The following is a 12,427-nucleotide window of genomic DNA, read 5'->3' as shown; positions in this document are numbered from 1 at the left end:
TATCTATTCGACAAAAAGCTGCAAGCCCACAAAGGTGGGATTGCAGCTTTTTCTTCCTATTAATTATTCATGACAGATCGCAAATAGGCGTCAATAAAGTTATCAATTTCTCCATCCATTACTGCCTGAGTATTACCAGTTTCGTGATCAGTGCGATGATCTTTCACCATTGAGTACGGATGGAAAACATAAGATCGTATTTGACTTCCCCAGCCTATTTCCTTTTGTTCTCCACGAATTTCATTTAATTCTTGTTGCTGTCTTTCTATTTCAAGTTGGTATAGTTTTGCTTTTAACATTTTCATTGCTTGATCTCTATTTTTAATCTGAGATCGCTCAGATTGACAGGTTACTACTGTATTTGTTGGTAAATGTGTAATTCGAACTGCTGAATCTGTTGTATTTACATGCTGTCCTCCCGCACCACTAGAACGGTACGTATCGATTTTCAAGTCTTCTGTTTTTATATCGATATCAATATCATCATCTAATTCTGGCATCACATCACAGGAAACAAAGGAAGTGTGTCGACGGCCTGATGAATCAAATGGCGAAATACGAACAAGTCGATGTACCCCTTTTTCAGCCTTCAAATAGCCGTAGGCATTATGCCCTTTGATTAATAATGTCACACTTTTCACACCAGCTTCTTCGCCAGGTAAATAATCCAATGTCTCAACTTTAAAACCTTTTGCCTCTGCCCATCTTGTATACATTCGAAGTAACATACTAGCCCAGTCCTGTGATTCCGTGCCTCCAGCACCTGGATGCAATTCCAAAATGGCATTATTCTTATCATAGGGTTCACTCAATAATATATATAATTCATATCGATTGAGTGATTCCGTTAAGTTAACGACATCCTTTTCAAGCTCTTGATGTAAATCCTCATCCTCTTCTTCTTTTACTAGTTCATAAGAGACTTCTGCATTTTCAAGACTTTCTTCATTTTTATCAAATGTTTGTACAAGTTCTTTTAAACTATTTGCTTCATTAATAATCTTTTGTGCTGTATTTTGATCATCCCAAAAGCTTGGGTCTGTCATTATTTCTTCTAATTCAGCGATGCGAGCACGTTTCGTCTCTAAGTCAAAGAGACCCCCTAAAGTCCGCTATACGTTTAGCCATTTTATCTAGTTCTTGTCTAATTTCTACCAATTCCATCTTTCCACCTCATTTATGTTTACTTACCATGGCATTGTTTATACTTTTTACCACTACCACATGGACATGGATCATTTCTACCCACGCTCTGTGCTTTTACATAAGGTTTTTTTACTTTTTTCTTCTCTTCTCCACCTGATACTGCTTGTGTATCTTTTACCACAGCTTCCCGTTTTAAATTCTCCCGTATCTGTGCTTTCATTACATATTTAGCAACCTCTTCGTTTATAGAAGCAATCATTTGTTCAAACATAGCAAAGCTTTCCATTTGATATTCTCTAAGTGGATCATTTTGTCCATATGCTCTGAGATGGATACCTTGACGTAATTGATCCATTTGATCGATGTGATCCATCCATTTCGTATCAACCGTACGTAACAGGATAACTTTCTCGAATTCACGCATTTGTTCAGGCGTAAGCTCAGCTTCTTTTTGGTCATATTTTTCTTGTACTTTTGCTAATATCGTATCCTGAACCTCAGATTTTTCCTTCCCTTTTAGGTTGGCTTCTGTTATCCATTCAGGCTCTAATAGGGTTGCATGGATATACTCTATTAAACCAGAAATGTTCCAGTTTTCAATCTCTTCTTCCGGCATATACATATCAATCGCTGCTTCCACTGTTGTTTCAATCATTTGTTCAATGATTTCTCGCAGGTTATCAGATTCAATAACATCAAAACGTTGCTTATAAATAATCTCACGCTGCTGACGTAAAACATCGTCGTAGGAAAGAATTGTCTTACGAGCATCAAAGTTATTCCCTTCTACTCGTTTTTGTGCAGATTCCACTGCACGGGAAACCATTTTACTTTCAATTGGTTGCGAATCATCCATGCCCAGTCTTTCCATCATGGCTTTCATATTATCTGAACCGAATCGACGCATTAATTCATCTTCCATAGACAGATAAAATTGAGTGATACCGGGGTCTCCTTGACGACCAGAACGACCTCGCAGCTGATTGTCAATTCTACGAGACTCATGACGTTCTGTTCCTATGACAGCAAGTCCACCTAATTCCTTTACCCCTTCACCTAATTTAATATCTGTACCACGACCTGCCATATTGGTAGCAATCGTAACAGCACCTTTTTGGCCAGCATTTTCAATAATCTCAGCTTCGCGGAAATGATTTTTTGCATTTAAAACATTATGCTGCACACGAGCACGAGTGAGGTATTTTGAAATTAGCTCAGATGTTTCTACAGCCACTGTACCAACTAATACTGGCTGTCCATTTTCGTGTCGACTTTTTATTTCTTCTACAACAGATTTGAATTTACCTTCCATTGACTTATAAATTAAGTCTGGCTTATCATCACGAATAATCGGCTTATTCGTTGGGATTGCTACGACATCCATATTATAAATATTACGGAATTCCTCTTCTTCTGTTTTTGCCGTACCAGTCATCCCTGCTAATTTTTTATACATTCTGAAATAGTTTTGGAATGTAATAGAAGCAAGTGTCATACTTTCATTTTGAATTGGTAAGCCTTCTTTAGCTTCAATGGCTTGGTGAAGACCATCACTATAGCGGCGTCCTTTCATTAACCGTCCAGTAAATTGGTCAACAATGACTACTTGTCCTTCCTCCACAACATAATCCGTATCGCGATGCATAGATACATGTGCTTTTAATGCTTGATTAATATGATGCGTTAATGTCACATTATTTAAATCAAAAAGATTCTCTATGTTAAAAAATCGCTCGGCTTTGTTCATTCCTTCTTCTGTTAGTTGAACTCCTTTTGATTTCACATCATATGTGTAGTCATCTTCATTTTTCAATGTTCGGACAAAAGAATTTGCTTGTTGGTACAATGCTGCAGACTTTTGTGCTGTACCTGAAATAATTAATGGAGTTCTCGCCTCGTCAATTAAAATGGAGTCTACTTCATCAATCACTGCAAAATTAAGCGGTCTTTGGACCATTTGCTCCTTATAAAGCACCATATTATCACGCAAGTAGTCAAACCCGTATTCATTATTCGTACCATACGTAATATCTGCTTGGTATGCTTCTCGTTTTTCTTCCTTAGAGAGACCGCTTTGATTCAATCCAACAGATAGTCCTAGGAACTCATATAATTCTCCCATCTCACGTGCATCACGATCTGCTAAGTAATCATTGACCGTAATAACATGAACACCTTCACCTGGTAATGCATTTAAATAGACCGGCATAGTGGAAGCTAATGTTTTCCCTTCCCCTGTCTTCATTTCCGCAATATCCCCGTGGTGCATCGCAATCGCACCAAGAAGTTGCACATGGAAAGGGCGCATCCCTAATACTCTTGTAGAAGCTTCTCGAACTACCGCATAGGCTTCTACAAGTAGATCATCTAATGATTCACCATTTTGATACCTTTCCTTAAATTCCACTGTTTTATTTTTTAATTCTTGATCAGACAATTGCTGCATTGTTGATTCTAATGCAGCAATTTCTGTTGCTATCTTCTCTAAACTTTTTAATTGTCGTTGATTTCCATCACCAAAAACTTTTTTCAATAATCCACGCATTCTAGCCGCTCCTCTTTTCTACCAGAAAGTTCAATTACGTCTATCTTATATCATAACATTTGCATGAATAAAATGACAAGAATCCTACGATATAAGTCCTTATTTATAAATTGCGTCAACACTATCCTAATCTCAAAGATGGTTTAAGCTATGTTAAAACAAATGCACGATCTGAGGAAAAGAAGTAGTCGAAGGAAGCGACTACTTCTTTATATAGAGAAGGTTGAAATTGGAGGAGCAAAAACACCTTCTCTGGAGAGGAAGTAAATTAGTTATACCACGTTTATTTCTAAGAGCAAAATAGACAAATAGCGATTTTTGACGTATTCTCATTCTACAATTTCATCTTATGGACATTAGAAAAGGAAAATAGAATGGTCATATTCTAGCTAAAAAAAAGCAATTTGATCATAAAAAGAGGTGGCCAACTCTAACTAGAATAGGCCACCTCTTCTCTATTATTTATTTAACTTGGTTCGATCAAGCCGTAACGGCCATCTCTGCGCTTATATACTACATTGGTATTTCCAGTAATGGCATTTTCAAAAACGAAGAATGCATGTCCTAACATATCCATTTGTAGAACCGCTTCTTCTGAATCCATTGGTTTTAGATCAAACCGTTTTGTTCGGACAATTTCAATTTCATCATCATCAAACTCATCTTGTTCCTTTGTTAGTACCGCTTCCTTCTCCAATTCAGCAAAAACATGCTTAGGAGCTCCTTGCTGACGGAATTTACGGTTTACTTTTGTTTTATGCTTACGAATTTGCCTTTCTAGTTTGTCAACAACAAGGTCAATAGCTGCATACAAATCCATGTGCTGCTCTTCTGCACGAAGCAAAAGATTCGTCATCGGAATTGTTACCTCAATTTGTTGCTCCTCATTATAGACACTTATATTTACATTTACATCAGAAGTAGGAGTGGAATCAAAATATCTTTCTAATTTCCCTATTTTTCTCTCAACATATTCCTTAATAGCTCCTGTAACTTCTACATTCTCACCACGGATGTTGTATTTCATAAAAAGTGTCCTCCTTTCAAACTATAAAGCTATATAAGCTATATATCTATAATACCACACTTGAGATAGAATAAACGAGCAATATGTCAAGATCATTCAAATAATTTTTACAAAAACTTAACTTAGCCATTAAAGTGATCTTTAAGGAAAGCCTTAAAATTGAATTACGCTCGTACATCTATGTTATTAACGTCATTTTAAGCAAAGTCCCAGCCAAAAATGATGCTTACTCTTGCTATAAACACCATTTCAAGCTAAAACCCAGTCGAAAATGACTCTTATTCTTGCTATAAACACCATTTCAGACTAAAACCCAGTCGAAAATGACTCTTACTCTTGCTGTAAACACCATTTCAGACTAAAACCCAGTCGAAAATGACTCTTACTCTTGCTATAAACACCATTTCAGACTAAAACCCAGTCGAAAATGACTCTTACTCTTGCTGTAAACACCACTTCGTCTATTCTACAGCCCAAAATGACTTTTACTTTAAGGATGTCTTCTATACAAAAAAGCCTTGCTTCCTATAATGGATGCAAGGCTTTGAACATCATCACTTTTTAGAATCCATGAATCTCCCATCAAGTGTGGATATACTTTGATAAGGATTTAAATATTTTGTATTTGATCTTTGTTGCTTTTTATTATTGCGCATATCCTTTTTTATGCTTTGAAAAAGCTGCTGCAGCTTGTCATTTAGCTGTCGGTCAAGAATCACTGTTTGCTTCCCAAGCTCTTCTTCCTCTTGCGTATATGGTGGTTTAATTTGTTCCATCCATTGTTGTCTATTGTCGATCATTTCTGTGATATGGTCAATTAATTCCTTGCGTTTTTGGCTACCTGATGGAACATTTAGTAAACTTAGCATCTCTTTTGTGAGCTGATAATATTTTTGAATGGCTTCCATTATGCTTTAGCACCTTGCCCGTATTGTCTTCTACGTTCCGTTTGAATGACTTCCTTCCATGTATCACGAAACTGGCGAATAATCTCTTCAGCCTCCGATAATCTCTCTAGGTCATTATGGACATTTGCTTGGGTCAATGATTGGTAAGCAAAATCATATAATGGTAGCATTTCTTGAGAAATTGTAGCCTCCGGATTCAGTGTTACCATTAATTCTCTTATAATATTTTGAGATTTTTGTATATATTCATTCCGTACTTGATGATTATTTTCTTCGATTGCTTTTCTAGCTTGCTTTATAAATTTCAAGCATCCATTATAAAGCATTAAGGTTAGTTCTCCTGGAGTTGCTGTTGTAACTGAATTATTTTGGTATGCTTGATATTGTTTAGCCATAAATTGAACGCTCCTCTATATTTTTTCGTCAACGATAAATCCCATTAATTCCGCCATTGAGGCGTACACATCCAATAATTTTTTCGGAGGAATTTCTTTTACAACTTCATCTGTCTGAGAATCCACAATGGTAACATAATATCTATCCAATTTTTCATGAAATTCATAGCGAATACTTGTATCATATGGTTCTAAAAAAGAATTAAGTCCATCCACTAAATCCTTTGTTTCTATCATTGAAATTTCATCATTATCTGAATTAGGTTGTAATTCATCACTCTCTTTTACTTTAGAACTATCTTTTGGAAGCAAAGATATATCTTGTGCTGATTCATGCTGAGGGGAGAGAGTTCCAATGTTCATTTTACTTATATCCATAACAACAATCATCTCCTCTTACGCCATTTAATTATAGTATCGGTTAAAAGTATTATTTTGTTAGCTTCTGATAGAAAAATCTAGAGCAACTTGAGCTCTAGATTTTTCAGCACTATCCTTTGATGTCAATGCTACTTCCCAGATGAGGTTGCATGGATTGTTCTAGCATTTTTATCATTTCGTTCGAATCTACTTGTTGCTCATTGATTGCTTTCTTTAATACGGCAATACTGGCCTCTTGTTTTACCTGTGCTTGATTCATTGCAATCGACATTGCTGCGATATCCATAAAAATTCCTCCCTATTATCTTTAGCTCATTCCGCCTCCAAATTGTTGCATTAAATAGCTTGATTGCTGATTATATCGTGCAATGGCTTGCTCCATTGCTGTAAATTGTGACCAGTATCTTTCCTCCACTTGTGCTAAACGATTTTCAAAATTAGAAATTCGATCCTCGATATCTTCTAGATTTCGGCCGATCGTAAATTGGTAATTCGTTGCGGTTGCTCTGCCGGCTCTTTCGTAGATTTTATCCATCGCACCTTCTACGGAATCTGTCAATCTTCTAACAATTCCTTTTTCACCATAGGAGTCTCCATCTCCACGGAAAAGGTTTTCTACTGCATCAGGGTCCGCTTCAATGGCTTCTTTTAGCTTTGCTTCATCAATAACGAGCTTACCGCCCTCCATGTAGTTTTTTGTGGTAGTAATTCCGATCGCAGCTAGCTGATTGAATACACCTGTTGATTCATCATTATTGACTGGTGTGTAAAAATCCCTTCTCATTTCTGATAATACACTCTGAAGAATTGGGTCTCCTTTTAACAAACCACTCTTTGCCATTGCCTCCCAATCTTCCTGTTGCTTTTCTGAAAGAGACTCTCTTTCTTCGTCTGTCAAAGGCTTGTAATCTCGGTGGTACTCTTCATTTAATTTATTATTAATATTGTCTATTAAAGTATTATAGGTTTCTACAAATTCTTTAATATTTTCGAATACTTCTTCCGTATTATTGGTAACCCCGATCGTTACTGGCTGTGCACCGTCTACCTCGTCAAAGGTTTGTTTAAGACTAAATGTCACTCCATCGATTTGGAAACTATTTGAATGTCTTTCTGTACTTAGTCCATTTATCGTAAACTTAGCATTTGTTCCTTCCTCATAATTGGTTCGGTTATTTGAAAATTGCAACACAGAGGTCATGAAATCTCCACTTACTTGAATATCCTCTGTGGTAGAATCAAAATCTCCTGTTTCTGTTCTAGATAAGGTCAATTGGTCAGAGAAAGAATCATACATCATAGAAACACCTAGCTTTGCACTATTGACTCTGTCCACGATTTTATTTAATGATTCATTTCCTGAAACGATAAAATTCCGGTGTGTTTCTCCATTAGCAGTGCTTGCACCAATTGAAAAGGAAGTATAATTTTGCTGGTAGGTAACACTAATATCAGTAGTTTCTGTCAGCTTTTCGTCAAATGTAATGGCACCTGAATTTGTGTTGATTTTCCCTATTGAATTACCCGATCCATCTACTAAAGCATATTCGTTCGTTCCTGTTGATGCCCCGATAGAATAGTTTGTCCCATTAACGGTTAAAGAAAAATTGCTATCAGCTACAATCGATCCACCATCTAATTTATAACCATTAGAGCCTTCCGACAAGGTTGTATCAATTGTTTTGTTATCTTTCACATATTGAGCACTAATGGTATCACCTGTTTTTACTGCACCATCAGCAAAAGTTAATTCCCCTGTACTAGCATCAAAATATACTTGATTTGCTTCTAAATTATTTGCGGAATCAACTACCTCAAATCCTTTTCCATTGACTTGGATATCTAGTGATGTATCGACATCATACACAATATTGTCATCCAACTTAACAGTCTGTCCTGATTCCACTTTAATATTTTTCTTCTCGATAACCCCTTTATTCCATGTTAAATTATTAGCTAGTTTGTCAGCTTCATTGTACAAGCTTTTGGATGCATCTATTTTATTCGTTTGGTCACTAGAGATTTTCCCATCATTTACCCATGACGCAGCTGTTGCTAGTTGCTCCACCTTAGAAATTTCAAAAGATGTCTGATTGGCAGCACTAGATGCTACAGCAGTAATAAAATCTTCATTCGATGATGTAACTTGTCGAGCACGAAATCCCGTTGTTAATCTCATATTAAATAGTGAATTATCTCTAAAATCTAATAACAACGTATTGATAGAACGATAATCATCACGTTTCCATTCTAAGACTTGCTTTTCTTGCTCCATTTTTTGCAATGGAAGTCTTTCTACCTTCATTAAATCATTTACGATTGACTCAATGTCCATTCCGCTTGCAAATCCACTAATTCTCATCTTCATTCACGTCCTTTTTACACTCTTTTTTTCTATATCGGAATAAACTCCCATTTGTTAAATGGATATTTTGAACTATATTTCAATGAGCCAATCGTTATTTTATTGTTTTCCAAATACTATTCAGTTCAGTTTCCATGGTTTTATCCAACTTATCTTTCCCATATCTCGCATCATCATATAGCTCTCTCAACCGAGCTAACTGTTCATTCTGTTCAGCATTTTGTAACACTTCATGTGCCGTCATTGAATGCCTCCACTTATGTTGTCTTTTAAGCTCTGTTGCTATCTCTTTATATAGAAAACGTGCTTTCTCTGCTGGAGACAGCTGCTCAAATTTCGGTTTGCGTTTCACGATTCTCGTAATCGCTTCTTGGAATTCTTCCTGTTTTGTTTTTCTCCAATCCTTCCAGTTGAACAAGCTTTGTTTTTCATCTGAGTAGTCTGTCGATATTTCATCTGTTTTTCTTCGTGAAAATACTTGTGTTATAATCTGCCATAATTTTAGTAAGACTGTTTTAATAGCTCTTCGCACCTTCTTGATAAATATAGCAAGAAATAATAGGAGGAGAAAAACAATTAAAACAAATCCTAAGATAATCATGATCTGTTCCATCAACTCCGCAAAAAATGAAGGATCCTTTGGTTCTTCTTCTGGTAGCATTGGCGTCATACTGGATTCTTGCTTCTCTTCTCGGATAATCTCTTCCTCGTTCGAGAATAAAGAAGCAAACCAAATGAAAAATCCAATGATGGAGCGTGTACCATTATAGAGTGCTGATTGAATGATGTGGAGATTGGTGATGGCAAGAACAAATAGTATAGTAATGATTATAAATAGATCGTTCATTTTTTTCATATCCTGATTTGGTTTATGCTTGCCCTTGGCGAGAGACTCTCTTTGTAAATGTTGTTGATTCGTAATAAACAACAGACAAATGATAAAGCTAACACCGAATATTGTTAATAATCCTTTGAACGGAGTTAAGCTAGCAAAATAATGAAAAGCCAAATAAGCGACAAAATAACTAGGCAATCCAATTGCCCAAAGAAAGCGACTTGGCAAAATATCCTCCCATTCATTTTCCCCATGCTGCACCCCTCGAAATGCCACGACGATGGTGACAATGAAACTCCCTATGTATGAGAACAAGGACTGCCCTATCAGGATGGTTAAGAGTACTGCTATCGTAGAAGCAAGCACGATGGATAGCACACGCTTCTGCTTTAACAATGTACGAATAATGGCTGTTAAAGTCAATAAGACATATAGGGAGAGGAGCCATGGAAAAATAAATTCCTGTCGATGAATAAGTACACCAATCAACAATACAAACGGAAATAAAGCGAGATACTCCACAAGCCCATGCCAACATAATGGTAGTAAATTCTTCTCTTTAGCTAACATTTTCTTCACCCACTTTTCCCGCATCTTCCTCTAATAACACCACTTCCACAGCATTACCAAGCTGTCTTAATCGAGCCATTTGGATTTCCATTTTTTCTGTAACTCTGCGTGAAAAAATAATGATATCTGTTTTCGTCAAGCCACGATCAATATCCTCCTGTAGAAAAGCACGGAAATTTCGCGACCGATCCATCTTAATTTTGGCAATAGAATCTAAAATATATTCGGATTGCTGGCCACTGCTTGCCGGCTCTATTCTAATCGAAGGCTTCATACGATCTGTTGTGTTCGTAAATGGTTCAACAAAATATCCATTACATCCAAAGCCTGTTGCAATACCCTGTTCTAATGTATATGTAGCTAACGAAGCCGCATAGGATAATCCCTTTTCAATCCTAACTGGATTATCAATAGGTAACCGAATGTCTTCATCCCAATCAAAATTAACATATATCATTAAATAGTGATCAGCCGTATAGTCCTTTTTGTTAATTTGTAAGGATTGAGCACGAGCAGTTGCCTTCCAATTAATCGAGTTCAATGGATCTCCTTTCTGATAATCCCTTACACCAGATTGTAAAAAGGGATCCTCGATTATCCAGCGCTTCACGGTTATATCTCCAAGCCAGCTATGAGAAGGTAACGGAATATCTTCAATGGGTACCAACTTTGGATAAACAGTAACAGCTGTTTTTGCATTAAATGAATCGAATACTTCCCCAAATCCAATCGCATCTCCAGTCGTCACCGAAACGGTTTCAAGTGGGTAATACCCTCTTTTTGCTCCAATGAGATAATGCCTTCTCGTTATTTTTTGGTAAGGAAATAAGCTGAAAAGAGTCCGATGAAACATCTCTTCTTCCTTACTTTTTCCAATCTCGGATTGCAATTTTAAATTTCCACTCATTTTAGATTCCAAACGGATCCACGGAACCGGTAACAACTTGTTATTTGCAATTTCATCGACCATTTCAATTTGTTCCCCTTCAAAAACAGTTTTCTGCTTGAAGGCACGATGATATGTTATTCCCTTTAAGCCCCATTTACTATAAATCATTCCTTGCAAGAATATAATGATTAATAAGACAACTATGATCCAGGCAATATTCATCCCTTTACCAAATCCTTCTCAGTTGGCACTGGGACATCCTTTAATATATCTGCTATTACATCCTCTACCTCTCCATCTCTAATTCCAATACGCTTAGCCAAAACCAATCGATGGCCCAGCACTGGCTTAGCCATTTTTTTCACATCATCAGGTATAACGTAGGTTCGACCTTGGAGTAAAGCATACACCTGTACAGCTTTTAAAAGGGCTTGACTTCCACGTGGACTAACACCTAACACGATTGCTTCATGATTTCTTGTTTTTTCAATCAGATCCATTAAATAATGAAGAACATCCTCACTCACCTCTACCTCACTATAGACTTTTTGCATACTAATAATCGCTTCCGTGTCTATCACAGCTTTTAAGTTATCTAACGGGTTTAGCTGTTTAAATCTTTTTAATATTTCCATCCCTTCTTGCTTGGACGGATAACCCATATGTATTTTTAATAAAAAACGGTCTAGCTGTGCTTCAGGTAACGGAAATGTTCCTTGATTTTCAACTGGATTTTGTGTGGCGATAACTAAAAAGGGTTCATCCAACCGATGTGTCTCGCCGTCAATAGTCACTTGGCGCTCCTCCATACTTTCCAGTAGACTTGATTGGGTTCTCGGAGTTGCCCGATTAATCTCATCCGCTAATAGAATATTCGTAAAAATCGGTCCAGGTCGAAACTCAAACTCCCCCTTCTCTTGGCTATAAAAATGAATACCTGTAATATCAGAAGGCAACAGATCTGGTGTAAATTGAATCCTCTTAAACTGTCCTTCCAAAGATCTTGCTAATGCTTTTGCCATTAAGGTCTTTCCTGTGCCCGGTACATCCTCTAATAGAACGTGACCTGAAGCAATGATTGCTACCATTAATAAGTCCATCGTATCTCCCTGTCCAACAACGACCTGCTTCATATTCTCTTTTATTTCTTCCGCAACAGTTTGCACATTTTGTAATTCCATTAAATAATCTCCCTCTCTCTTTTGTACACGCTTACAATATCTATATTTCATTTATACCATGAACTATATCTTATTATCAAAAAATTACGTTAATTCTAAAAAAGAGAAACTCCTAAGGGAGGTATGATACAAAGTCAGACACTGTGATAAATATAATTTTCTTCTAAAGGGAAAAATAAGCATTA

General features: G+C 36.7%; 11 protein-coding genes. All 11 read right to left on the bottom strand.

The features are described 5' to 3' along the window. Nucleotides 1–59: 59 nt before the first annotated feature. A protein-coding gene (gene prfB / locus ACZ5R4_RS20460; RefSeq protein ID WP_109983544.1) for a peptide chain release factor 2 occupies nucleotides 60–1,164 on the bottom strand; the annotation gives its coding sequence in 2 pieces (ribosomal slippage) (nucleotides 60–1,091 and nucleotides 1,093–1,164; 1,104 coding nt in all). A gap of 19 nt (nucleotides 1,165–1,183) precedes the next feature. Continuing rightward, nucleotides 1,184–3,691, bottom strand: a complete 2,508-nt coding sequence (secA, locus tag ACZ5R4_RS20455; RefSeq protein ID WP_109983545.1) for a preprotein translocase subunit SecA — start codon at nucleotides 3,689–3,691, stop codon at nucleotides 1,184–1,186. Between the two features lie 466 nt (nucleotides 3,692–4,157). Then, nucleotides 4,158–4,718, bottom strand: a complete 561-nt coding sequence (gene hpf / locus ACZ5R4_RS20450; protein WP_054787065.1) for a ribosome hibernation-promoting factor, HPF/YfiA family — start codon at nucleotides 4,716–4,718, stop codon at nucleotides 4,158–4,160. Nucleotides 4,719–5,272: 554 nt separating this feature from the next. After that, a complete protein-coding gene (fliT, locus tag ACZ5R4_RS20445; RefSeq protein WP_054859898.1) occupies nucleotides 5,273–5,626 on the bottom strand; it encodes a flagellar protein FliT in 354 nt (117 codons plus the stop codon). Beyond that, a complete protein-coding gene (gene fliS, locus ACZ5R4_RS20440; RefSeq protein WP_054859897.1) occupies nucleotides 5,626–6,021 on the bottom strand; it encodes a flagellar export chaperone FliS in 396 nt (131 codons plus the stop codon). Before fliS ends, fliT begins: the two co-directional genes overlap by 1 nt. A 15-nt stretch (nucleotides 6,022–6,036) precedes the next feature. Further along, on the bottom strand, nucleotides 6,037–6,399 hold the full coding sequence (gene flaG, locus ACZ5R4_RS20435; RefSeq protein WP_054859896.1) for a flagellar protein FlaG: 363 nt from the start codon (nucleotides 6,397–6,399) through the stop codon (nucleotides 6,037–6,039). A 112-nt stretch (nucleotides 6,400–6,511) separates the two neighbouring features. Beyond that, a complete protein-coding gene (locus ACZ5R4_RS20430) occupies nucleotides 6,512–6,688 on the bottom strand; it encodes a YjfB family protein (RefSeq protein ID WP_109983546.1) in 177 nt (58 codons plus the stop codon). Between the two features lie 21 nt (nucleotides 6,689–6,709). Next, the gene (gene fliD / locus ACZ5R4_RS20425) at nucleotides 6,710–8,764 is read right to left on the bottom strand and encodes a flagellar filament capping protein FliD (protein WP_109983547.1); all 2,055 of its coding nucleotides are present in this window, start codon (nucleotides 8,762–8,764) and stop codon (nucleotides 6,710–6,712) included. Between the two features lie 97 nt (nucleotides 8,765–8,861). Beyond that, entirely contained in the window at nucleotides 8,862–10,181 is a 1,320-nt protein-coding gene (locus tag ACZ5R4_RS20420; RefSeq protein WP_277679283.1) for a DUF4129 domain-containing protein, read from the bottom strand. Beyond that, nucleotides 10,162–11,283: a DUF58 domain-containing protein gene (locus ACZ5R4_RS20415; RefSeq protein WP_277679284.1), complete on the bottom strand. Its 1,122-nt coding sequence runs from the start codon at nucleotides 11,281–11,283 to the stop codon at nucleotides 10,162–10,164. Before ACZ5R4_RS20415 ends, ACZ5R4_RS20420 begins: the two co-directional genes overlap by 20 nt. Next, nucleotides 11,280–12,242 carry an AAA family ATPase gene (locus ACZ5R4_RS20410; protein WP_277679285.1) on the bottom strand — a complete coding sequence of 321 codons (963 nt, stop codon included), beginning with the start codon at nucleotides 12,240–12,242 and terminating at the stop codon, nucleotides 11,280–11,282. The genes ACZ5R4_RS20415 and ACZ5R4_RS20410 overlap by 4 nt, the downstream gene beginning before the upstream one ends. Nucleotides 12,243–12,427: the final 185 nt, after the last annotated feature.

This window comes from Gracilibacillus sp. JCM 18860, from assembly GCF_055395245.1.
The sequence above is the reverse complement of the archived record's forward strand: the minus strand, read 5'-3'. Positions and strand labels throughout refer to the sequence as shown.

Excerpts from the sequence above, each read along its gene's own strand:
- secA (WP_109983545.1), bottom strand. The coding sequence starts at position 3,691 with ATGCGTGGATTATTGAAAAAAGTTTTTGGTGATGGAAATCAACGACAA.
- hpf (WP_054787065.1), bottom strand. The coding sequence starts at position 4,718 with ATGAAATACAACATCCGTGGTGAGAATGTAGAAGTTACAGGAGCTATT.
- fliT (WP_054859898.1), bottom strand. The coding sequence starts at position 5,626 with ATGGAAGCCATTCAAAAATATTATCAGCTCACAAAAGAGATGCTAAGT.
- fliS (WP_054859897.1), bottom strand. The coding sequence starts at position 6,021 with ATGGCTAAACAATATCAAGCATACCAAAATAATTCAGTTACAACAGCA.
- flaG (WP_054859896.1), bottom strand. The coding sequence starts at position 6,399 with ATGGATATAAGTAAAATGAACATTGGAACTCTCTCCCCTCAGCATGAA.
- ACZ5R4_RS20430 (WP_109983546.1), bottom strand. The coding sequence starts at position 6,688 with ATGGATATCGCAGCAATGTCGATTGCAATGAATCAAGCACAGGTAAAA.
- fliD (WP_109983547.1), bottom strand. The coding sequence starts at position 8,764 with ATGAGAATTAGTGGATTTGCAAGCGGAATGGACATTGAGTCAATCGTA.
- ACZ5R4_RS20415 (WP_277679284.1), bottom strand. The coding sequence starts at position 11,283 with ATGAATATTGCCTGGATCATAGTTGTCTTATTAATCATTATATTCTTG.
- ACZ5R4_RS20410 (WP_277679285.1), bottom strand. The coding sequence starts at position 12,242 with ATGGAATTACAAAATGTGCAAACTGTTGCGGAAGAAATAAAAGAGAAT.